Below are 21,047 nucleotides of genomic sequence, written 5' to 3'. Positions count from 1 at the left end.
CAGAGATCGGAGATGACAGATATGCTTGGAGAGTGATATCCGATGAAGGTGGGCCCGATGAACCTCGACAGCGTTCGCCTGTTTCTCGAAGTGGCCGATGCCGGCAGCCTGAGCAAGGTGGCGGCGCGCCGGCAGACCGTGCAGTCGCACATCAGCCGGCAGGTTGCCGACTTCGAGGCGAATTGCGGGGGGCGGCTGTTCCACCGCACCGGCCGCGGCGTCGTGCTGACCGAACTCGGCGAGCGCGCGGCCGCCCGGCTGCGCATCTGGCTGCACGAGACGGAACAGTTGACCGAAGAGATGCGGGCCGATGCCGGTCACGTGATGGGCGAGGTGCGGCTCGGTATCCTGCCGTCGGCCGCGCATCCGCTCATGACACGTCTTTTTGCGCGGCTGCAGGCCCAGCATCCCGGGATTCGCCTGAGCATCGCGGAAGCCCAGGGGGCGGAGCTCGATAGCATGCTGGACGGCGGCACGGTCGATCTGGCGATCCTGTTCCGTTTCCGGCGCCCGAGTGGCCGCGAAGAGAAACTGCTGTGCGAGGCCCACACTTACCTCGTGTCCGCGCCGGGCGATCCGCTGACGCGCGAGGCCACACTCGATTTCATCCGCCTGCGCGATTTGCGGCTCGTTTTGCCGAGACGGCCCGGCCAGTGGCGCCAGGCGCTGGACGAAACCGCGCGCGGCCTCGGCTTCCGGCTGGAAGCCGTGGTCGAGGCCGACTCGCTTACCGCGCAGAAGGAACTGGTGGCCAATACGCCGGGTTTGTATGCGGTACTCGGCCCTTATGCTTTTGCCGCGGAAGTGCAGCGCGGGCAGTTGCAGGTCTGCCAGGTCGTCAAGCCGGACCTTTGCCGCCATGTCGTGCTGGCGCTGCCGCGCCATGGCAAATTTTCCGCGGCCTGCCGTGTGGTGGCCGACGCGGTGCAATCGATCATTGCCAGTTGGGAGCACCAGCTAACCGAGCCGGTCAAGCACCAATCCGTCGAGCGCGGTAAAGGCAAAAAGGTTCGTTCGTGAAAGGTTGATGGCCGCCGGCAATGGCGCAGGCGGCACTGTTCAGGATTCCGGCGTAGTGGGGGCCGAGGCGCCGGCCCGCAGAGATCAGAACGTGTGTCTCATGCCAACGCCGTATGTGCTGCCGGACGGTTTTGACGAAATTTTGTCGTACGAGTAGGCCGCGTAGACGTCCGTGCGCTTCGACAGGTTGTAATCGTAGGCGACCGATCCCGTGTTGTGGACCGTGTCGTTGTCGTGTGGCGCACGCTGTCTGGTGATGGCCCATTCGGCGAGAATCACCGACACGGCAGTCACGGGAATCGACAGGCCCGCCTGATAGGTATGCGACCCGACCTGCGCGGTGGTGGTATTGGTCGTTTGTAGTGCGCCGTAGAACTTTGCGAAGTTGGCGTTGTAGGTCGCGCCGGCGAGATACAGATACTGCTCGGCGCCCGGTGCGGTTATCGCAGCGCGCACACGCTGCGCGGAGAGCGCGACTTGCACGGGGCCGTTCTCGTAGTTCAGATGCAGGCCGAGATTGTCGCGCCCCTGCGAGCCGGTGACGCTGCTCACTCCGTATTGCACCGCGCCGGTCAGCCCATGGAACGAGGGGCTGTAATAGCCGACCACATTGTCCCAGACCGTATCGCCGATCACCGTATTGTTGTACGCGGCGGTGTACGACTGAACCACCAGCGGAGAAAACACGACCGACGCGCCGAACGGATTGAGGAGAATCTGATTGGTGTAGGTCTGGGTCGTCTGTTCGCCGAGCTTGAGCGTGCCGTATGGGGTCGAGAATCCGACGTAGGCGTTGCGCGAAAACAGGCCATCGGTGGCGTTGCGTCCCATTTGCCCGGTGTTGGGGCGGAAGAAGCTTTCCAGCACGAAGATCGCGGCATTGCCGCCGCCCAGGTCTTCGCGGCCGCGCAATCCCCAGTACGACGTGGTCAGTCCGCCGCCGCCGGCCTGAACCGTTCCATGCGGTGTCGTGCTGACTTTCGACTGGTCGATGTACATGCCGATCAGGCCATACAGATCGACCGACGACGATCCACCCGGGAGGGATTGGGCGTGCGCCGCATGACCGAGCAAGGCCAGTGACGCAGCCATGAAGCAGCCTGCGCGCTTGAATTCGCGCGCCGTGGTTCGTTCGAGTCCGTACATCGATTCAGTCTCCTGATTAATTATTTTTTGAACGCAAGACATCGTCGCGAAGGGGATCAGCGTTCGCGCAATGGCAGCCATCGTCAGATGGGATGGGGTGCCGACGAGGTCATCGGCGTCCTCTGTCTGTTTCGGTTCGGTCTTCTGGTTCGCGATGGACGGCCGGTCGGCGCATGGCAGTGGTCATGCGCTGATGCAGGCGCTCATGCGAGTCCCGGATGCGCGTCTCGATGGGCGAGCGAAAGCAGTTTATGAATCACCGTGCCGTGCGGGTAGGTGCAGGTCGGTGATGTCAGATATGCCTGAGGGGAGATGGCTGGCATCAGCCGGCTGTTCTGCTTGCGCGGCGGCGCTCGATGGCGGAGAGGGCGCTGCGGGCGTCCTTAATCTTGCTGGCATCTTGCCGGCGGCTGCGTCGGCCAGGCCCGTGCTGGCGACCGACGTTCACCCTGCGTCGCAAAGCTTACGGTTCGTGTACCGGCCGCCCGCCACGAAAGTTGCGGGCAGCAAACTGCCGGATGCCGCCGGCACACCCGCTTCCCCGATGAAACTTTTTCATGCCCCCCATGAAAGATCGTCGTTTGCGGCGCGCGGTTCGCGCCCGCAATATCAGGCCCACGAAGACCTTCCCCTCTCTCACCGAACGGATTCCCTCACGATGACTGCCTCAATCGAACGCGATGCCGTGTCGTCGCACGTGAGCGTGCGCGACGGTACGCGCATCGGCTATAGCCTCTACGGACAACGCGACGGCGTGCCGCGCGTCGTGCTGCTTCATTCGCTCGCCATGGATCGCGCGTTCTGGCAGCCGGTGGTCGAACGCCTCGTGCCGCATGCGGCGGTGCTCGCGCTCGACTGCCGCGGGCACGGCGCGTCGGACAAGCCGGCCGGCCCGTACACGGTCGCGCAGTTCGCCGCCGACGTGCGCGACGTCGTGACCGCGCTCGACTTCGGCGGCGTACTGATCGCCGGCGCGTCGATGGGCGGCTGCGTGTCGCTCGAATTCGCGGGCACGTACCCGGAACTCACGCGTGCGGCCGGCCTGATCGACACGACGGCCTGGTATGGCGAAACCGCGCCGAAGGATTGGGACGTGCGCGCCTCGAAGGCCGAAAAGGAAGGGCTCGCCGGGCTGGTCGAGTTCCAGACCACCCGTTGGTTCGGTGACGAGTTCCGCGCGACCCACAAGGACGTCGTGCAGCGCTGCGTCGATACGTTCCTGCGCAACGAGGTCGCCGCGTTCGCCGCGACCGGCCGGATGCTCGGCGCCTACGACGGCCGCGCGCAAATGGCGAAGCTGCGCGTGCCGACCTGCGTGATCGTCGGCGAGGAAGACTATGCGGCACCGCCCGCGATGGCGCGTGCGCTGCACGAAGGCATCGCCGGCTCGACGCTGACCGAGGTGCCGAAGGCGCGCCACCTGACGCCGCTCGAAGTGCCCGAACTCGTCGCGAACGAACTGCTCGCGCTGATCAAGCGCATCGCGTAGGTGCGTCAAATAAGTGTGTCAAATAAGCGCGTCGCATCAGAGCCTCACATAAACGCGTCACAACCGGATTTGCATTAAGGAAGGGGGGCCGAATGGCGCCATTCGAATTCGCTACACCGCGCTCGCTGCAGCAGGCGATCGCGCTTCTGGATCCCGAGGACCCGGACATCCGCCCGGTCGGCGGCGGCACGGCGATCATGCTGATGATGAAGGCCGGCGTGCTGCGCCCGACGCGGCTCGTCAGCCTGCAGGACGTGGAGCCCGAGCATTCGCGGATTTCGATCGGCGGCAACGGCGAACTGCAGATCGGCGGCCTGACGCGGCTCGCCGCGCTCGAACATTCGCAGGAAGTCCGCGAAGGCTGGCCGCTGCTCGCGCGCACGCTGCGCACGCTGTCGAACGTGCGGGTGCGCAACGTCGCGACGCTCGGCGGCAATCTCGCGCATGCCGATCCGCACATGGACATGCCGCCGGTGCTGAGCGCGCTCGGCGCGAGCGTCACCGTGACGGGCCCCGCCGGCGAGCGCACGCTGCCGGTCGAGGAACTCGCGACCGGCTACTACGAGACCGTGCTCGCGCGCAACGAACTGATCTCGAAGGTGACGGTGCCCGCGCAGGCCGGCCGTCCGGCTGCCTACATGAAAGTGACCACGCGCGCCTCGCACGACTGGCCGGCGCTCGGCGTCGCGGTCGTGCTCGACATGCAGGGCGAGCGGATCGGCAACGCGAGCGTGATCGTCGGCGCGGCGACCGACCGGCCGACGCGTCTCGTCGATGCCGAAGCGATCCTGCGCGGCGCGCTGCCGGATGCGGCGACGCTCGCGCGCGCCGGCGAGGCGGGGGCGGCGTCGCTCGACATTGTCGGTGATCCGCACGGCTCGGCGAGCTACAAGAAACATCTGCTGACTGTCTACCTCGGACGCGCGGTGCGCATCGCGCTGGAGGCGGCTCGCAACAAGGAGCAGGCATGACCATCATCGAAACCGCGCCGCTCGAAACCGGCGCCGCGCCGCGTCAGGTCGGACGCGGCATCAACCGGCTGGAAGCGAACGCCAAAGTGACCGGGCGCGCCGGCTATATCCATAACGTCTCGCTGCCGCGCATGCTGCACGCGAAGATTTTCCGCAGCACGGTCGCGCACGGCCGCATCGTGTCGATCGACACGAGCGCCGCGCGCGAGGCGCCGGGCGTATTCGCGGTCTATACCGCCGACGACATTCGCCGCGTGATTCCGGAGCCGTTCTTCGGCCCGGCGTTTCACGACCAGCCGATCCTCGCGGTCGACAAGGTGCGCTATATCGGCGAGCCGGTCGCGGTGGTGCTCGCGAGCGATCCGCATGCGGCCGAGGAAGCGACGCACCTGATCTACGCCGAATACGAAGAACTGCCGGCGGTGTTCAACGAAGTCGAGGCGGCGGCTTCCGACATTCACGTGCATGAAGAGCTGAAGCCGGCCGGCACGTTTCCGGACCTGAAGCATCTGGCGGGCCGCCAGGCGACCAACGTCGCGCTCGACTTCCGCGTGCGTCGCGGCGACGTCGATGCCGCGTTCGCGCAGGCCGCCCACGTATTCGACGATACCTTCACGACGCAGCAGGTCATGCACGTGCCGCTCGAGCCGATCGTGACGGTCGCGGAACCGGGCGAGAACGCCGGCACGCTGACGCTGCACACCGCGTCGCAGAGCCCGTCGTTCGTGCGCATCGAGATCGCGCGGCTGCTCGGCTGGGCGGAAAACCGCGTGCGCGTGCGCGTCGGCCTGCTCGGCGGCGGCTTCGGCGCGAAGCTCTACATCAAGGTCGAAGCGCTCGCGGCGGCGCTCGCGCTGCTGACGCGCCGTCCCGTGCGCGTCGCGCTGACGATGGAAGAGCAGTTCTTCACGATCACGAAACACGCCACCACCTTCCGCATGCAGACCGCCGTCTCGGCGGACGGCCGCATCACGGGCCGGCGCTGCGAAGTGTGGTGGAACGGCGGCGCGTATGCCGACATCGGCCCGCGCGTCACGCAGAAGTCTGGCTTCACCGCGAGCGGCCCGTACGACATCGACAACGTGTCGATCGACTCGTATCAGGTGTACACGAACCTGCCGCCGGCCGGTGCGTTCCGCGGCTTCGGCATTCCGCAGATGGTGTGGGCGTACGAGAGCCACGCGGACATGATTGCGCGCAAGCTCAAGCTCGATCCGGTCGAGTTCCGCCGCCGCAATCTGCTGCGCGACGGCCAGCCGCACGCGACCGGCACCGTGATGCGCGACGCCGCGCTCGAACTGGTGCTCGACCGCGTCGCTACGCGCATGAACTGGAGCGCGCCGTTCGAACGCGGCAGCGGCGTGGTGCGCCGTGGCCGCGGCGTCGGCATCGGCTTCAAGGCGCTGGTTGCGCCGACCACCTCGGTCGCGATGGTGAGCCTGTCGGCCGACGGCAGCTGCACGGTCTATTCGAGCACCGTCGACATGGGCCAGGCCTCGGACACCGCGATCGCGCTGATGGCCGGCGACGTGCTCGGCATCGACGCGGAAAAGATCAAGGTGATCCGTCCCGACACCGATTCGACGCCGTACGACATGGCGACGCTCGGCTCGCGCTCGACGTTCCACATGGGCCACGCGGTGCGCCTCGCGGCCGAGGACGCGCGCGCGAAGCTGCGCCAGCTCGCCGACGAACTGGGCGTGCCGGCCGACGAACCGGCGCGCGCGGGCGATCTGCTCAAGCGCAAGTACGGCATGCAGGCGGGCAACATCGTCGGCATCGGCAGCTTCATTCCGCCGTACACGAAGCCCGATCACGAGACCGGCCAGTCCGACAACATCACGCCGAACTGGATGGTGGGCGGCACCGGCGTCGAAGTCGAAGTCGACGTCGAGACCGGCCACTTCAAGATCGTGCGTTTCGAGAACGTGGTCGATTGCGGCACGCCGATCAATCCGAAGGTCGTCGATACGCAGATTTCGGGCGCGGCGATCATGCAGCTCGGCATCACGATGTTCGAGCGCATGGAGTTCGATGAAGTCGGGCAGCTGCGCAACGCGTCGTTTGCCGAGTACAAGATTCCGGGCATCCACGACATCCCGCACCGGATCGGCCGCGAGACCGTCGACGCGTATCAGTCGAACGGGCCGTTCGGCGCGAAGGGCGTCGGCGAGAGCTCGACGTTCGGCGTCGCCTCGGCGATTGCCGAGGCGATCGAAGACGCCGTCGGCGTGCGCATCAAGACGCTGCCGATCACGCCCGAAGCCGTGTACCGCGCCATCTGCGCGGCACGCAACGAACCGCTGCCTGAGGAATGACCATGAGCGAGACCCTGATTAACCTCGAATTCACGCTGAACGGCGAGCGCGTGCGCGCCAATGTCGCGCCCCATCTGACGATTCTCGAAGTGCTGCGCAACGAGTTCGGCCTGTACGGTGCGCGCGAAAGCTGCGGCCAGGGATTGTGCGGCTGCTGCACGGTGCTCGTGAACGGCGAGAGCGTGTCGGGCTGCCTGTACCTCGCGGCGATGGCGAACGGCGCCGAAGTCACGACCGTCGAGCATCTCGACGCGAACGGCGCGCTCGATCCGATCCAGCAGGCGTTCATCGACTGCGGCGCGTTCCAGTGCGGCTTCTGCACCTCGGGCTTCCTGATGATGAGCCGGCAACTGCTCGCCGAGAATCCCGATCCGACCGAGGCGGAGATTCGCCACTACCTGTCGGGCAATCTGTGCCGGTGCGGGGCCTACCCGGAGATCATCGAGGCGGTGAAGCTCGCCGCGCAGCGCCGCAAGGAGACGGCGTCCGCGTAAACCGCCCGCACGCGCGACAACAAGAACATCCGCACGTGCTGCATCGGGCGGGAGCCGGCGCCGGCGCGTCGCTTCCCGCCACTCCCCGCCGTTCCCGGAGACAACCACCCATGCCTTCTTCCGCCAACGGACGCGGCGAGCGCGCCCGCGCGACTCCGCCATCCGCGGGCAGCGCACCCGCGCCCGTCTGGTATCGCTCGATCAACCGCCAGCAGTGGAGCGCGCTGATCGCGTCCAATCTCGGCTGGTTTTTCGACGGCTACGAAACCTATGCGCTGATCCTCACGGTCGGCGGCGCGCTCGCGCAACTGCTCGCGCCGTCGCTGCATCCGCAGATTCCGTTCTACGCCGGCCTCGTGATCGCGCTGACGCTGCTCGGCTGGGGACTCGGCGGGCTGATCGGCGGCGTGCTCGCGGACTACATCGGCCGCAAGCGCATGATGATGTTCGCGATCCTCGCGTATTCGCTGACCACGGGCCTCTCGGCGTTCGCGTGGGACTGGCTCTCGTTCGCGATGCTGCGCTTCGTCGTCGGGCTCGCGATGGGCTCCGAGTGGGCGACCGGCACCGCGATGACCGCCGAAATCTGGCCCGACCAGCATCGCGGCAAGGGCGCAGGTCTCATGCAATGCGGGCTCGGCACGGGCTTCTTCGTCGCCTCGTTCGTGTGGCTCTTCATGAGCCACAGCGGCGAGCACGCGTGGCGCTACATGTACCTGATCGGCGTGCTGCCGGGACTCGCGACGCTGTGGATGCGCTCGGGCATTCCGGAATCCGAACAATGGGAGCGCGTCGATCGCGAACGCCGCGAGTCGCTCAGGCGCAAGCGCGCCGGCGAGCGGCTCGGCGAAGACCAGCAGGCGCTCGCGCGCTTCACGCTGCTCGACCTGTTCGCCTCGAAGGAGCTGCGCCGCCGCACCGTGATCGCGGTGCTGATGTCGCTGTCGACGACGCTCGGCTGGTGGGGCATCTCGACGTGGGTGCCGCCGTATATCGGCTCGGTCGCCGCGCATGCGGGCCTTTCCGCGCCGACGTGGGCGAGCTATGCGGGTATGGCGTACAACGTCGGCGCGATCGCCGGTTATATCGGCCTCGGCTTTCTCGCCGACGCTTTCGGCCGCCGCCGCATCACGTTCCTGTTCTTCGTGATGGCGTTCGTGCTGACGCCGGTGCTGTTCCTGTGGACGCACGAGATCGCCGTGCTGCTCGCGGTCGCGTGCGTCACGGGCTTCTTCAGTCTTGGGCAATATACGTGGCAGCCGACGTGGTTGCCCGAGCTGTACCCGACGCGCGTACGCGGTACCGCGATCGCGTTCTGCTTCAACGTACCGCGTTTTCTCGCGTGGACCGGGCCGCTCGTCGCCGGCACGCTGATCTCGCGCTTCGGCGGCTACGGCCACGCGGCGGTGACGGTCGGCTTCATTTACGTGATCGGCATCGTACTCGCGCCGTTTCTGCCCGAGACGCGCGGCCAACCTCTTCCTGAACAGGTGTGACTATCATGCAATTCATCCAGTCGAAAGACGTGCCGCCGCCCGGCGGCCACTACTCGCAGGCCGTCACCGCCAACGGTTTCACGTTCGTCTCGGGGATGCTGCCCGGCCCCGGCGTCGCCACCGACGGACCCGACAACTTCGAGCGCCAGGTGCGCGCGGTGCTTGCGCATTGCGAGAACGTGCTGAAGGCGGCCGGCAGCGACATGGGCGACGTCGTGCAGTGCATCGCCTATATCGTCGGCATCGACTATTGGCCCGAGTTCAACCGGATCTACGCCGACGTGTTCGGCGATCACAAGCCGGCGCGCGCGGTCGTGCCGGTGCCGGAACTGCATCACGGCTTTCTCGTCGAGGTGCAGATGGTGGCCGTGGCGCGGAACTGACGGCGCGTACGCGAGGAGCGAGGAGAGAGGCGATGGAGAGTATCGACGTCGAGGTGCTGCGGCATTGCGTCGACTGGCTCGGGTGCGGCCACCGCGTGGTGCTCGCGACGGTCACGCGCACGTGGGGTTCGAGCCCGCGGCCGGTCGGCGCGATGCTCGCGCTGCGCGACGACGGCGTCGTATGCGGTTCGGTGTCGGGCGGCTGCATCGAGGACGACCTGATCGACCGCATGCGCCGCGCGCCGCTCGTCACGCATTTGCCGGAGCGCGTGACCTATGGCGTATCCGCCGACGAAGCGCGGCGCTTTGGCCTGCCGTGCGGCGGCACGATGGAACTGGTGCTGGAGCCGCTTGATGCCGACGCGCAGGCGCCGGGCGGCATCGGCACGCTGGCCGCGCGCATCGGCGGCGGCGAACGGGTGGCGCGCGAACTCGATCTGGCGAGCGGCCGCGCGCGGCTGCGGCCCGCGCGTGCCGACGAGCAGTTGCGTTGCGACGCGCATACGCTGACGACCGTGCATGGGCCGCGCTATCGGCTGCTGCTGATCGGTGCGGGCGATCTCGCGCGTTTTCTCGCGACGATCGCGGTGGGCCTCGGCTATCAGGTGACGGTCTGCGATCCGCGTGAAGAGTATGCGGACGACTGGGACGTGCCGAACGTGTGTCTCGTGCGCACGATGCCCGACGATACGGTGCTCGCGATGAAACTCGACGGCCACAGCGCGGTGGTTGCGCTGACGCACGATCCGAAGCTCGACGATCTCGCGCTGATCGATGCGTTGCAGACCGAAGCGTTCTACGTCGCCGCGATCGGCTCGCGTTCGAATAGCGCGAAGCGGCGCGAGCGTCTCAAGCTGTTCGACGTCAGCGAGGCGCAGCTCGCGCGCTTGCGCGGTCCCGCGGGACTGTCGATCGGCAGCCGCACGCCGCCGGAGATCGCGGTGTCGATCGCGGCCGAGTTGACCGCGGCGAGGAATGGTGTCGCCGCGCGGACGCCTGTCGAGCGCGAAAGGGAAACGCGGGCGTACGAGCCGGACGAAGCCGTGTGTCCGGCGCTGCTCGAACTCGAAGCGGCCGGTTGACTCACGCGCCGTTCGTCGTGCTTCAGGTCGCCGTACTTCAGGGTTTGCCCGAGTGCGTGAATGTCCACCACTCGCGGCGCAGCGCGTCGCGCAGAATCTTGCCGCGCGCGTTGCGCGGCAATTCGTTCACCAGATAAATCTGGCGCGGCTGTTTTTCGCGCGGCAGTTTGGCGCGGCACAGCGTGACCAGTTCCGCGATCTCGATCTTCATGCCCGGATGCGGCACCACGAAGCACACGGGCTCCTGTCCGTAGATCGGATCGGGCACGCCGACCGCCACCGCGTCCTGCACGGCGGGATGTTCGAGCAGCAGGTCCTCGATTTCCTGCGGCAGCACCTTCACGCCGCCGCGAATGATCAGATCGTCCATGCGGCCCGAGACGACCACGAAGCCTTGCGTGTCGATGCTCGCGACGTCGCGCGTGGCGAGCGGCGCGCCGCGGATCGGCTCGATCCGGTGCGCGTCGTTCAACAGGCCGAGTGCGAGTTTCTCGCCCGCGACGACCACCTGGCCCGGCGTGCCGGGCGCGCACGGCGCACCGTTCGGGTCGACGACCGAGAAGCCGATATGCCCGACCGGATAGCCGACCGTGCCGAACTTGCGGCGCGTATAGCGGTTGCCGCACATCCATCCCGCTTCCGACGACCCGTACAGGTTCAGCACGCGAATCCCGTAGTGCGCCTCGAAGCGCGCCCATTGCACGGTCGACAGCGGCGCGGTGCTGCAGGTGATCGCGCGCAGCGACGCGAGCTTGCCGCCCTCGATGTCGACCGGCGCTTCGAGCAGCAGGTTCAGCACGGTCGGCACGCCGGCGCTGACGCTCACGCGATGTGTGGCGATCCACTGTGCGAAGCGGCTGCGCGAGAAGCTGCGCGCGACGCACAGCGTCGAGCCGAGTTGCAGGAACGGAATCAGGCTCAGGATCTGCGCGGAATACCAGTCGAACGAGCGGTATTCGAGCGTACGGTCGTCGGCCGTGAGCGCAAGCAGGTCGATGGTATCGAGGCCGTTGTACCAGTAGCTCGCATGATCGTAGACGACGACCTTCGGCACGCCGGTGGTGCCGGATGTGCAGCACATCGCGGCGATTTCGTCGATGCTGCCGGGTTCGTCGGTGTCGCGTAGCGGCGTATCGTCGTCATGGTTCGATGCCGTGGCGAGGGGCGTGGTCACGAAGCGCAGTTGCGCTCGCGCTTTGTCCACATTCGTGTCCACATCTGCATCCGCATTCGCGGGCCACGCGCCAAAGCGCACGATGCGCGCGCCGCTCGTGGGCAGGACGGTTTCGTCCGCGTGCTCAGCGATCAGCACGAACGCGGGATCGATGCGATCGAACACGCGCTGTGCGCCGTGCGCGCCGAGGAACGCGACATCGAGCGGACAGACGATCGCGCGCAGCCGCCACAGCGCGAGCCACAGCAGCAGCTTCTCGATGCCCTCGCTGCCGGCCAGCACCACGCGCGCGCCGCGTGTGACGTTTGCGCGTTGCAACTGGCGCGCGAGCGCATCGACGTACTGCGCGAGTTCCGTGAAGTCGATCGACAGATTGCGCTCGACGTCGACGAGCGCCGTCTTGTGCGGCGTGCGTTGCCGGTGCGCGTCGAGCAGCGCGCCGACGCGCGCGAACGGCAACGCGACGGTCATGCGGTCTCGGTGCGCGCGGGGCGGGCCGCCACCGGTTCGGCGAGCGTCTCGAGCGCCCATTCGCGGAATAGCTCGACTTTCTTGAGCTTGGCCTTGTCGATTGGCGAGGCGATGAAATAGGCGGAATTCGATTGCACGCGCACGTCGAACGGCGCGACCAGCGCGCCGCTCGCGAGATCGGCATCGACGAGCGGCGAGCGGCCGATCGCGAGTCCGACGCCATTGACCGCCGCCGCGAGCGACGTCAGTTGCAGATGAAATACCGCTTCGCCCGCGAATTCGACGGGCTCGCGCACGGCCGCTTCGAGCCAACTGGGCCAGTCGTCCTGGTACATCGAATAGAAGTAGGTGCGGATCTGCCGGAAGCGCGCAAGACCCTCGGCAATCGAATCGAACGCTCCGGCTTCCGCGAGCGCGCCCGGCGCGCACACGGGGAAAAACGTCTCGCCGTGCAGGCGGTCGGCGCGCACCGAGGCCCAGCGTCCCGAGCCGTAGCGGATCGCGACGTCGTAGCTGTTGCGCTTGAATTCGTCGAAGTTCGAGCTGGTCGCGAGGTGTACCGTGATGTCCGGATGCCGGCGCTGGAAGTCGGGCAGCTTCGGAATCAGGCACTTGATCGCGTAGGTCGGCAGGCTCGCGACCGTTAGCACTGCGCTCGGTTTTTTCTTGCGTGCGCGGTCGGTCGCCATCGACAGCAGATTGATCGCCTCGTGTACCGACTGCAGGTATTCGCGCGCCGCTGGTGTCAGCGAGAGCACGTTGCGACGGCGTACGAACAGTTTGATGTCGAGCCGCTCTTCGAGCGTCTTGATCTGATGGCTGATCGCGGTTTGCGTGAGTTCGAGTTCCTGCGCCGCGCGCGTGAAACTGAGGTGCCGCGATGCCGCTTCGAACGCGAGCAGGCTCTGCAGGGATGGGATGTACGGTCTCATGCGATGTCAGGCCGGATCACATTCGGAAGGTCGGATTATAGTCGGTTTGAGATTAACGTACGTAGCGGTGCGCACACAAGACGGAGCGCGAAGACGAAGCGCGCGCGCCGCGGCGAGGCTGCCTCGCGAGGGGGGATAATCGCGCACGGCAGAGCATGAAAGAAACTCATCCCCTCTATGAAAGAGGATCGTTTGCACGATGTGCATCGATGCTGCAATGTTGCGCCTACGATGCCGCGCTTGAGCCACTTTCACGCGGACGACCCCACAGAACCGGTATCAGCGAGACCAAGGAGACAACACCGTGAGTCAAACGGCGAAAGCCCATTCACTGGACCTGCGCGCATGGCTCGACGAGGCGCGCGCGCTCGGCGAATTGACGGAAGTATCGGGCGCGGACTGGAACCTCGAACTGGGCGCGATCAGCGAGCTGAACGTGAAGAAAGAGCGCCCGAGCGCGCTGCTTTTCGACGATATCCCAGGCTATCCCAAGGGTTTTCGCGTAGCGACCTGCACGACAGCGAGCCCGGCGCGCCTCGCGTCGATCCTGCGCCTCGCCGGCGGCGAATCGCACAAGGCGCTCGTGCAGACGCTGCGCGGCAAGCCCAAGCAATGGCAAAGCCAGGCCGAGGGGTACGACCCGGTCGTCGTGAACGACGGCGCGGTGTTCGAGAACGTGCAAAGCGGTGACGACGTCGACCTGTTTTCGTTTCCGTCGCCGCTGTGGCATGAAAAGGACGGCGGCCGCTATATCGGCACCGGCTGCATGGTCGTCACGAAAGACCTCGACTCCGACTGGATCAACGTCGGCACCTATCGTGTGATGATTCACGACCGCAATCACGTCGGCCTCGACATGATTCCGGGCAAGCACGGCGCGATTCAATACGACAAACATATGAAGGCCGGCAAGCCGTTTCCGGTCGCGATCGTGATCGGCTGCGATCCGCTCGGCTACCTCGTGTCGGGCATCGAAGTGCCGTTCGGCATGTGCGAATTGAACTACATCGGCGCGATTCTCGGCAAGCCGGTCGAAGTCGTGAACGGCCAGTTGACCGGCCTGCCGTTCCCGAGCGCCTCGGAGATCGTGATCGAAGGCTATGCGCATCCGGGCGACGAGCGTATCGAAGGGCCGTTCGGCGAATTCCACGGCTATTACCCGGGCAAGGCGGAGACCGCGCCGGTCGTCACGATCGAGCGGATTTACTACCGCAACCAGCCGATCATCATGGGCAGCCCGCCGGCCAAACCGCCCAACGACTACTCGTACTCGAAGGCGGTGATGCGCTCGGCGCTGCTCGTCGACGCGTTGCAGGCCGCCGGCGTGCCCGACGTCGAAGGCGTGTGGGCGCACGAGATCGGCGGCGCGCGCATGTTCAACGTCGTGTCGATCCGCCAGCGCTATGCGGGCCATGCGCGCCAGGCCGGGCACATCCTGAACCAGTGCGGCGTCGGCGCGTATATGTCGCGCTACACGATCGTGGTCGACGAGGACATCGATCCGTCGAATCTGCAGGAAGTGATGTGGGCCGTCGCGACGCGCTCCGATCCGGACCTCGACATCGACATCATCAAGCGCGGCATGGGCTCGAAGAACGATCCGATGTCGATCGCGTATCCGTACAAGGCGCCGTTCAATTCGAAGGCGATCATCGACGCCTGCCGTCCGTACGACTTCATCAAGGAGTTTCCCGAAGTGGCCGAGGCGAGCAAGGAATTGCAGGAAAAGGTCCGCGAAAAGTGGCGGCACGTGCTCGACTGAGCATGCGCGAGCCGCAATGAACGCGGCGCCGGGAGCCGGCGCCGCCACCACCCGTCATACCGGTTCTCCCATATCGCGCCCATGAGGCCGGCGAGAGAGCCTGTCGTCCGCAGTACAAGGAGATTTGCAATGGAACTGACCGGCGAACGCATTTTGCCGCTGCCGCGCGAGCGCGTCTGGGACGCATTGAACGACCCCGAGATACTGAAGGTATCGGTGCCCGGCTGCGAGTCGCTCGAACGCGTCGACGACACGCACTACAAGGTCGTGATGGCCGCGGCCGTCGGGCCCGTGAAGGCGCGCTTCAACGGCAAGCTGACGCTCACCGATCTGCGCGCGCCGGAAGCCTATTCGCTGAGCTTCGAGGGCTCGGGCGGCGCGGCCGGCTTCGGCAAGGGCACCGCGCAGGTCGAGCTGGCGCCGGAAGGCAGCGGCACGAAGCTCGTGTATCGCGCGAATGCGCAGGTGGGCGGCCGGCTCGCGCAGGTCGGCGCGCGGCTGATCGACGGCGTCGCGAAGAAGATGGCCGAAGAGTTTTTCGGGCGCTTCACCGAAGCGCTCGCACCGGAGATGCCGGCCGAGGCCGTGGTTGACGGCAGTGCCGACACGGCAGACGCTGCAGCCGCCGGGGCAGCGCAAAGTACCACGCCGCATGCGGCCGCCACGGCCGCGGTGGCATCGAGCGCGCGCGCGGCGGGCGGCGGCAGCAGCAAGCTGTGGCTGTGGGCAACACTCGGCGTGGTGGTGGCCGTGGCCCTCGTGTACGCCTTCCATTGATGCACTTTTCACCGGCGAGTCCACGATGCACGATCTGACTTCATCTGAGCACTCGCGCGGCAACCGGGCACGCCGCATCGTCGTCGGCATCAGCGGCGCGTCGGGGGCGATCTACGGTGTGCGGTTGCTCGAGATGCTGCGCGCGGCCAACGTCGAGTCGCACCTGGTGGCGAGCCGCTCGGCCCAGATCACGCTCGCCGACGAGCTGGGCATGACGCTCGCCGACGTGAAGCAGCTCGCCGACGTGCATTACCCGAATGCCGACATCGGCGCGGCGATCGCGAGCGGTTCGTTTCGCGTCGACGGGATGGTCGTCGCGCCGTGCTCGATCAAGACGCTCTCGGAGATCGCGACCGGCTGCACGAGTTCGCTGCTGTCGCGCTCGGCCGACGTGATGCTGAAGGAGCGCCGCCGTCTCGTGCTGATGGTGCGCGAAACGCCGCTGCACGCGGGGCATATCCGCAGCATGGGCGCGGTCACCGAGGCGGGTGCGATCGTCTATCCGCCGGTGCCCGCGTTCTATGCGAAGCCGGCGTCGCTCGAGCAGATGGTCGATCAGACGCTCGGCCGCGTGCTCGACCTGTTCGACATCGATACCGAAGCGGTGCGCCGCTGGCAGGGTCTCGCCGATTCGTTCGCGGGCGCGCGTGGCGCCGAGGCCGACTGAGCGGCGGTAGCACGGATGGCACAAACGACGACATAAGCGACGGCACAAGCGACGGATTCGGTCCGCCACTCAACCGGGACAGCAGAACAACGATTACTGGAGACACAGATGCGGGACAGCAGAGTCTTAAACGCGCAGGCAGGCTCGCAGCCTACGCTGCGCGACAACATGGCCGGCAGCGCGGAGGCGGCCGCCGCCGCATCCGGCCAGCAGGCGGCCGAACTGCTCGCGCGCATCGAGAGCGTGCCGTTTTCGCGCTGGCATACGAAGGCGCGCGTCGTGATCGGCAGTTCGACGTTCTTCGATGCGTTCGACGCGCTCTCGCTCGCGTTCGTGCTGCCGGTGCTGGTCGGCCTGTGGCAGATCAAGCCGCTGCAGATCGGCTTTCTGATCGGCGCGAGCTATATCGGCCAGTTCATCGGCGCGCTCGTGTTCGGCTGGTACGCCGAGCGCTCGGGCCGGATTCGCAGCGCGACGGTTTCGATCGCGATCATGTCGGTGATGAGCCTCGGCTGCGCGCTGTCCGGCAACATTCCGATGCTGCTCGCGTGCCGCTTCATCCAGGGCATCGGCGTCGGCGGACAGATGCCGGTCGCGGCGACGTACATCAGCGAACTGTCGAATGCGCACGGTCGCGGCAAATACTTTCTGCTCTACGAAATGCTTTTCCCGGTCGGCCTGATGGCGGCGGGGCAGCTCGGCGCCTGGCTCGTGCCGGCGGTCGGCTGGAAGGTGATGTTCTGGATCGGCGCGGTGCCGGGCCTGATGATCGCGTTCTTCGTGTCGCGGCTGCCGGAGTCGCCGCGCTGGCTGATCGGCAAGGGACGCTACGCGGAAGCCGAAGTGGTCGTGCGCAGCATGGAAGCGAGCACGCCGCGCCGCATCCTGGCGGCGGGCGGCCCGAAGGTGAGCGCAGCGAAGCTCGCGCCGACGGGCAAGAAGGCCGGCTGGCGCGAACTGCTTTCGCCGTTCTATCGCGGCCGCACGCTGATCGTGTGGGTGCTGTGGGCGACGGCGTTCTTCATTGCGAACAGCCTGAACAACTGGCTGCCGACGCTGTATCGCACCGTCTATCAGTTGCCGTTGCAATCGGCCTTGCGCGCGGCGTCGATGACCAACATCGCCCAGGTCGTGCTGCTGCTCGTGTGCGCCTATTCGATCGACCGCATCGGCCGCCGCAACTGGACGCTCGCGGCGTTCTGCGCGGGCGGCGCGCTGTCGGTCGCGCTCGGACTGTTCGCCGCGCACAGCGTGTGGGGCGTGATGGTGATGGGCACGCTCACTTACGGGCTGATCGGTTCGATCAACGCGGTGCTCTATCTGTACACGCCCGAGGTCTATCCGACGCGGATGCGCGCGACCGGCACCGGCCTCGCGACGTCGTGGCTGCGGCTCGCGTCGGCGGTGGGCCCGACGCTCGTCGGTCTGCTCGTGCACACCGAGGGCACCGGTTCGGTGTTCCTGATGTTCGCGGCAGTCAGCGCGGTCGGCGCCCTGGCCGCGACGGGCATGATCGAAACGCGCGAGCGCAGCCTCGAAGAGATCGCGCCCTGATCCGAGTGCGTATCCGCACTGAGTGAGCTTGTATCTGAGCCGTACCTGAGCCGTACCGGCGCCGCCCTGTCGCGCGGCGCCAGCCATACCCCTACCCCGAAAAAAAGAATCTGCCCGCTCCGTTGCCGCAACGGGGCGCGGCGACGCGCGCTCGCGCGCAACCCCGGCGGCGATGCCACGACATCGTCCGCCGATGCACAACAACGATCTGGAGACTCTCGCGATGACAAGGAAGAACGGCAGCCGGTTGGCGAAGTACGCGCGCATGGCGCTCGGCATGGGTTTATTGACGGGGGGCGCGGCGTACGCGCAATCGTCGGTACAGCTGTACGGGATCGTCGGCACGTATGTCGGCAGCGTCAAGCACAGCAGCGGGCCGGCGGCCGCGGTCACGCTGGGCGGCGGCGGCCTGACGACGTCGTTCTGGGGGCTGCGCGGCTCCGAGGATATCGGCGGCGGCAACTCGGTGGAGTTCGCACTCGAAAGCTTCTTCCAGCCGAACACGGGCGCGATGGGCCGCACGCCGGCCGATCCTTTCCTGTCCCGCAACGCGTACGTCGGCGTGTCGACGCACTACGGCAAATTGTGGCTGGGCCGGCAGACGAACCCGACCTACATCAACATGCAGTTGCTGAACCCGTTCGGCGCGTCGGTGGTGTTCTCGCCGATCGTTCTGCAAACCTTCGTGGCGACGTTCAACAACACGGTGATCGGCGACACCGTCTGGGACAATGCCGCGCAATACCAGACGCCGAATCTGGCCGGGCTCACCGCCTCGGCAATTTATGGGTTCGGCGGCGTCGCGGGCGCGAACGGCATCGCCAATCTCGGCTTGCACGCGAAGTACGTGAACGGGCCGTTCCTCGCGGCGGTGTCGTTGCAGCGCGTGCGCACGCCGGTTACCGCGCCGGTGTCCGAGCAGGACATGTGGATGGGCGGCATGACGTACAACTTCAACATCGCGAAAGTCTATGCGCTGGCCGAGGGGGCGCAGACCTACGGCAAGCCGGCGAGCGCGCACACGTACATGCTGGGTCTGTCGGCGCCGATCGGCGTGGGCTCGGTGCTTGCCGAGTGGGCGCGCACGACGCGCAGCGCGCCGCTCAACGTGCGCACGATGCGTAACACGGGCTCGATCGCCTACGATTACCCGCTGTCGAAACGCACCGACGTGTATCTCGTGGGCATGTACGACAAGACGAGCGGCTACGGTTCGGCGACGACGACGGCATTGGGTCTGCGGCACGCATTCTGAGCGTGCCGTCGTGCCGATTCAGGGACTTCGAACTCACGGAGCAAATATGGCAATCGATCAGACCGTCGTGTCATCTTTCACGCCTACGGGCAAGGTGCGCGCGTCGATCAATCTCGGCAATCCGATACTCGCGAACCAGGACCCGGTGTCCGGCGAACCGGTGGGTGTCTCGGTCGATCTGGCGCGTGCGTTTGCGACGCGCCTGAACGTCGAACTGGAACTGGTGGTATTCGATGCGGCGGGCAAGTCGGTGCAGGCGGTCAGCGACGAGCAGGCCGACTTCGGTTTCTTCGCGATCGATCCCCTGCGTGGCGAGAAAATCGCGTTTACCGCGCCGTATGTGCTGATCGAAGGCTATTACCTCGTGCGCGACGATTCGCCGATCCGCTCGAATGAAGAGGTCGATCGTGCGCATAACCGGGTGGTGGTCGGCAAGGGGAGTGCGTACGATCTGTTTCTGACGCGCGCGTTGAAGGACGCGCGGATCGTGCGCGCGCCGACTTCGCCGACTGTGGTGCAGACGTTCGTCGAAGAGCAGGCGGAAGTGGCGGCGGGCGTGAAGCAGCAACTCGAAGCGGACGCGCGGCAAGTTGGCGGATTGCGGTTGCTCGGCGAGAGATTTATGGTGATTCAGCAGGCGATGGGTGTGCCGAAGAGTCGCGGCGAGGGCGCGGCCCAGGCGTTGCGGGCGTTCGTCGAGGAGATGAAGGCGTCGGGTTTTGTCGCCGAAGCGCTGGCGCGGCATCGGATCGGTGGGGCGTCGGTGGCGCCGTTGGTGGGGTGATGGGGGGCGCCTGCTGTTGCTGCTGCTGTGATTGGTGGCAGCAGGCGTATCAATTGCGGTGTGTTGGTGGGGATTTTTTATCGTCTCATGCGATAGTGCCGCCAAAGTCTCATCAGGATCGAGTAAGCGATGATGGTAGCGATCAGGTCGATGAGCATCATGGCCAGGATATAGAACAGTTCGGTATCGGCAATTCCGAATGCGTTTGAGGCCACGATCAGTTCTTGTTGCTGCCGCAACGTCATTGGAATCGGATAGGTGTGGACGTACCGGATCGCTAAAAAATACAAGCCGCAGAACAGCAGTACTTTGGCGGCTTTACAGATAAGTGTTGCCATTTGCAATTACCTTGATCCAGTCACATAGCGCGCTGGCTGCGAACCAACGCGCTATGTGACGGAGCTTTTTATTCCTTCATGCGATAGCGGCGCCAAAGTCTCATCAGGATCGAGTACACGATGATAGTAACGATCAGGTCGATAAGCATCATGGCCAGGATGTAGAACAGTTCATAGTCGGCAACTCTGAATGCGTCCGAGATCACGATTAAATAATGTTGCTGTTGCAATGTCATCGGCATCGGATAGGTGTGAACGTACCGGATCGCTAAAAAGTACAAGCCGCAGAACAGCAGTACCTTAGCGGTTTTACGGACAAGTTTTGCCATTTGCAATTACCTCGATCCAGCCATATGCACGCATGACAGAATTGCCAGCCCAGATAGTTCCAGTTCGCAGCAGCGCTTGACGAAGATTGTGAAAATCCACGCGGCTTTGTAGCGTAATGCACCCGAACGAATGTCCACCTCCCCCGGAAGGATGTAACCGGAAATTGCCGCGCTTTATACCATTCACCCACGTCCAGTCATCGATCAAGCCATCGTTGCGGTACAGCGCGAACCAATCGGTATGATGTGTTGGAGTGCCAATAGCAGAATTCCATGAGTCTTTGAGATAGGCTTCTGCTCTCGAACCGATACCGCCGCCAGGCCGATCGATGATCCAATACTTCCCCGCGGGCAAAGGCCCTTTATCGACTACAGCCGTGCATCCACTTCGATTGCGATAGATTTCATCGCCCGAGAACGCTGGAAACGACCCGATACCCTTCATGTCCGGATGCAAAACCGGCTTGTTATCAACAACGAATTTTCCCTGTAACGGCATAGATTCCTCGAAAGTGACGGTCGCTCTATCAGTGAAGGCGAGCCTTGTCTGAAGGAAGCGTTCGCTACGCTGCCACAGTGATGCAGGGTCGTGAAGGGACGCAAGT

General features: G+C 65.6%; 20 protein-coding genes. 14 read left to right on the top strand and 6 right to left on the bottom strand.

The genetic code is table 11. The features are described from left to right. Positions 1–57: 57 nt before the first annotated feature. Positions 58–1,020 carry a LysR family transcriptional regulator gene (locus tag F3J19_RS16995; protein WP_167043573.1) on the top strand — a complete coding sequence of 321 codons (963 nt, stop codon included), beginning with the start codon at positions 58–60 and terminating at the stop codon, positions 1,018–1,020. A gap of 84 nt (positions 1,021–1,104) precedes the next feature. Here the strand turns inward: F3J19_RS16995 and F3J19_RS16990 are convergent, their stop codons facing one another. Continuing rightward, a complete protein-coding gene (locus tag F3J19_RS16990; RefSeq protein WP_345891045.1) occupies positions 1,105–2,112 on the bottom strand; it encodes a porin in 1,008 nt (335 codons plus the stop codon). Positions 2,113–2,824: 712 nt separating this feature from the next. On the opposite strand from F3J19_RS16990, the gene F3J19_RS16985 reads away from it, so the two are divergent. The 7 genes from F3J19_RS16985 to F3J19_RS16955 all read left to right on the top strand — a co-directional run bounded on the left by F3J19_RS16985 (position 2,825) and on the right by F3J19_RS16955 (position 10,399). Further along, the gene (locus F3J19_RS16985) at positions 2,825–3,655 is read left to right on the top strand and encodes an alpha/beta hydrolase (RefSeq protein ID WP_167043364.1); all 831 of its coding nucleotides are present in this window, start codon (positions 2,825–2,827) and stop codon (positions 3,653–3,655) included. Between the two features lie 92 nt (positions 3,656–3,747). Next, positions 3,748–4,626 carry a xanthine dehydrogenase family protein subunit M gene (locus F3J19_RS16980; protein WP_167043362.1) on the top strand — a complete coding sequence of 293 codons (879 nt, stop codon included), beginning with the start codon at positions 3,748–3,750 and terminating at the stop codon, positions 4,624–4,626. Continuing rightward, on the top strand, positions 4,623–6,944 hold the full coding sequence (locus tag F3J19_RS16975; RefSeq protein WP_167043361.1) for a xanthine dehydrogenase family protein molybdopterin-binding subunit: 2,322 nt from the start codon (positions 4,623–4,625) through the stop codon (positions 6,942–6,944). The genes F3J19_RS16980 and F3J19_RS16975 overlap by 4 nt, the downstream gene beginning before the upstream one ends. 2 nt (positions 6,945–6,946) lie before the next feature. Next, positions 6,947–7,438 carry a (2Fe-2S)-binding protein gene (locus tag F3J19_RS16970; RefSeq protein ID WP_167043359.1) on the top strand — a complete coding sequence of 164 codons (492 nt, stop codon included), beginning with the start codon at positions 6,947–6,949 and terminating at the stop codon, positions 7,436–7,438. A 110-nt stretch (positions 7,439–7,548) separates the two neighbouring features. After that, positions 7,549–8,934, top strand: a complete 1,386-nt coding sequence (locus F3J19_RS16965) for an MFS transporter (RefSeq protein WP_167043357.1) — start codon at positions 7,549–7,551, stop codon at positions 8,932–8,934. A gap of 5 nt (positions 8,935–8,939) precedes the next feature. Next, entirely contained in the window at positions 8,940–9,317 is a 378-nt protein-coding gene (locus F3J19_RS16960; protein WP_167043356.1) for a RidA family protein, read from the top strand. A gap of 32 nt (positions 9,318–9,349) precedes the next feature. Continuing rightward, on the top strand, positions 9,350–10,399 hold the full coding sequence (locus tag F3J19_RS16955; protein WP_167043354.1) for an XdhC family protein: 1,050 nt from the start codon (positions 9,350–9,352) through the stop codon (positions 10,397–10,399). A 37-nt stretch (positions 10,400–10,436) separates the two neighbouring features. Here F3J19_RS16955 and F3J19_RS16950 read toward each other — a convergent pair whose 3' ends face one another. Next, positions 10,437–12,044, bottom strand: coding sequence for a class I adenylate-forming enzyme family protein (locus F3J19_RS16950; RefSeq protein WP_167043352.1), 1,608 nt, complete (start codon positions 12,042–12,044; stop codon positions 10,437–10,439). Continuing rightward, entirely contained in the window at positions 12,041–12,976 is a 936-nt protein-coding gene (locus F3J19_RS16945) for a LysR substrate-binding domain-containing protein (RefSeq protein ID WP_167043350.1), read from the bottom strand. The genes F3J19_RS16950 and F3J19_RS16945 overlap by 4 nt, the downstream gene beginning before the upstream one ends. Positions 12,977–13,280: 304 nt before the next feature. Here F3J19_RS16945 and F3J19_RS16940 point away from each other — a divergent pair, with 304 nt between their 5' ends. The 6 genes from F3J19_RS16940 to F3J19_RS16915 all read left to right on the top strand — a co-directional run bounded on the left by F3J19_RS16940 (position 13,281) and on the right by F3J19_RS16915 (position 19,775). Further along, entirely contained in the window at positions 13,281–14,738 is a 1,458-nt protein-coding gene (locus tag F3J19_RS16940; protein ID WP_167043348.1) for a UbiD family decarboxylase, read from the top strand. Between the two features lie 129 nt (positions 14,739–14,867). Beyond that, complete coding sequence (locus F3J19_RS16935) at positions 14,868–15,515, top strand: carbon monoxide dehydrogenase subunit G (protein WP_167043346.1); 648 nt, start codon at positions 14,868–14,870, stop codon at positions 15,513–15,515. Positions 15,516–15,540: 25 nt separating this feature from the next. Then, positions 15,541–16,182 (top strand): UbiX family flavin prenyltransferase, encoded by a 642-nt coding sequence (locus F3J19_RS16930; RefSeq protein ID WP_167043344.1) that lies wholly within the window; start codon positions 15,541–15,543, stop codon positions 16,180–16,182. Between the two features lie 108 nt (positions 16,183–16,290). Beyond that, positions 16,291–17,736, top strand: a complete 1,446-nt coding sequence (locus tag F3J19_RS16925; protein ID WP_240159014.1) for an MFS transporter — start codon at positions 16,291–16,293, stop codon at positions 17,734–17,736. Positions 17,737–17,959: 223 nt separating this feature from the next. Beyond that, entirely contained in the window at positions 17,960–18,991 is a 1,032-nt protein-coding gene (locus tag F3J19_RS16920) for a porin (RefSeq protein WP_240159012.1), read from the top strand. Between the two features lie 46 nt (positions 18,992–19,037). Then, positions 19,038–19,775: an ABC transporter substrate-binding protein gene (locus F3J19_RS16915; protein WP_167043340.1), complete on the top strand. Its 738-nt coding sequence runs from the start codon at positions 19,038–19,040 to the stop codon at positions 19,773–19,775. Between the two features lie 77 nt (positions 19,776–19,852). On the opposite strand, the gene F3J19_RS16910 is transcribed toward F3J19_RS16915, so the two are convergent. The 3 genes from F3J19_RS16910 to F3J19_RS16900 all read right to left on the bottom strand — a co-directional run bounded on the left by F3J19_RS16910 (position 19,853) and on the right by F3J19_RS16900 (position 20,941). After that, complete coding sequence (locus tag F3J19_RS16910; RefSeq protein WP_167043338.1) at positions 19,853–20,113, bottom strand: hypothetical protein; 261 nt, start codon at positions 20,111–20,113, stop codon at positions 19,853–19,855. A gap of 68 nt (positions 20,114–20,181) precedes the next feature. Further along, positions 20,182–20,442 carry a hypothetical protein gene (locus tag F3J19_RS16905; protein WP_167043336.1) on the bottom strand — a complete coding sequence of 87 codons (261 nt, stop codon included), beginning with the start codon at positions 20,440–20,442 and terminating at the stop codon, positions 20,182–20,184. After that, positions 20,423–20,941 carry a DUF2778 domain-containing protein gene (locus F3J19_RS16900; protein ID WP_167043334.1) on the bottom strand — a complete coding sequence of 173 codons (519 nt, stop codon included), beginning with the start codon at positions 20,939–20,941 and terminating at the stop codon, positions 20,423–20,425. The genes F3J19_RS16905 and F3J19_RS16900 overlap by 20 nt, the downstream gene beginning before the upstream one ends. Between the last annotated feature and the right edge of the window lie 106 nt (positions 20,942–21,047).

This window comes from Burkholderia sp. Ax-1724, from assembly GCF_011752995.1.
Taxonomy (GTDB): Bacteria; Pseudomonadota; Gammaproteobacteria; order Burkholderiales; family Burkholderiaceae; genus Paraburkholderia.
The sequence above is the reverse complement of the archived record's forward strand: the minus strand, read 5'-3'. Positions and strand labels throughout refer to the sequence as shown.

What these genes read in the sequence shown, in the direction of transcription:
- F3J19_RS16900 (WP_167043334.1), bottom strand. Translation starts at nt 20,941, where the DNA reads ATGCCGTTACAGGGAAAATTCGTTGTTGATAACAAGCCGGTTTTGCAT.
- F3J19_RS16950 (WP_167043352.1), bottom strand. Translation starts at nt 12,044, where the DNA reads ATGACCGTCGCGTTGCCGTTCGCGCGCGTCGGCGCGCTGCTCGACGCG.
- F3J19_RS16905 (WP_167043336.1), bottom strand. Translation starts at nt 20,442, where the DNA reads ATGGCAAAACTTGTCCGTAAAACCGCTAAGGTACTGCTGTTCTGCGGC.
- F3J19_RS16990 (WP_345891045.1), bottom strand. Translation starts at nt 2,112, where the DNA reads ATGGCTGCGTCACTGGCCTTGCTCGGTCATGCGGCGCACGCCCAATCC.
- F3J19_RS16935 (WP_167043346.1), top strand. Translation starts at nt 14,868, where the DNA reads ATGGAACTGACCGGCGAACGCATTTTGCCGCTGCCGCGCGAGCGCGTC.
- F3J19_RS16945 (WP_167043350.1), bottom strand. Translation starts at nt 12,976, where the DNA reads ATGAGACCGTACATCCCATCCCTGCAGAGCCTGCTCGCGTTCGAAGCG.
- F3J19_RS16960 (WP_167043356.1), top strand. Translation starts at nt 8,940, where the DNA reads ATGCAATTCATCCAGTCGAAAGACGTGCCGCCGCCCGGCGGCCACTAC.
- F3J19_RS16920 (WP_240159012.1), top strand. Translation starts at nt 17,960, where the DNA reads ATGACAAGGAAGAACGGCAGCCGGTTGGCGAAGTACGCGCGCATGGCG.
- F3J19_RS16965 (WP_167043357.1), top strand. Translation starts at nt 7,549, where the DNA reads ATGCCTTCTTCCGCCAACGGACGCGGCGAGCGCGCCCGCGCGACTCCG.
- F3J19_RS16915 (WP_167043340.1), top strand. Translation starts at nt 19,038, where the DNA reads ATGGCAATCGATCAGACCGTCGTGTCATCTTTCACGCCTACGGGCAAG.
- F3J19_RS16980 (WP_167043362.1), top strand. Translation starts at nt 3,748, where the DNA reads ATGGCGCCATTCGAATTCGCTACACCGCGCTCGCTGCAGCAGGCGATC.
- F3J19_RS16975 (WP_167043361.1), top strand. Translation starts at nt 4,623, where the DNA reads ATGACCATCATCGAAACCGCGCCGCTCGAAACCGGCGCCGCGCCGCGT.
- F3J19_RS16985 (WP_167043364.1), top strand. Translation starts at nt 2,825, where the DNA reads ATGACTGCCTCAATCGAACGCGATGCCGTGTCGTCGCACGTGAGCGTG.
- F3J19_RS16955 (WP_167043354.1), top strand. Translation starts at nt 9,350, where the DNA reads ATGGAGAGTATCGACGTCGAGGTGCTGCGGCATTGCGTCGACTGGCTC.
- F3J19_RS16925 (WP_240159014.1), top strand. Translation starts at nt 16,291, where the DNA reads ATGCGGGACAGCAGAGTCTTAAACGCGCAGGCAGGCTCGCAGCCTACG.
- F3J19_RS16970 (WP_167043359.1), top strand. Translation starts at nt 6,947, where the DNA reads ATGAGCGAGACCCTGATTAACCTCGAATTCACGCTGAACGGCGAGCGC.
- F3J19_RS16995 (WP_167043573.1), top strand. Translation starts at nt 58, where the DNA reads ATGAACCTCGACAGCGTTCGCCTGTTTCTCGAAGTGGCCGATGCCGGC.
- F3J19_RS16930 (WP_167043344.1), top strand. Translation starts at nt 15,541, where the DNA reads ATGCACGATCTGACTTCATCTGAGCACTCGCGCGGCAACCGGGCACGC.
- F3J19_RS16910 (WP_167043338.1), bottom strand. Translation starts at nt 20,113, where the DNA reads ATGGCAACACTTATCTGTAAAGCCGCCAAAGTACTGCTGTTCTGCGGC.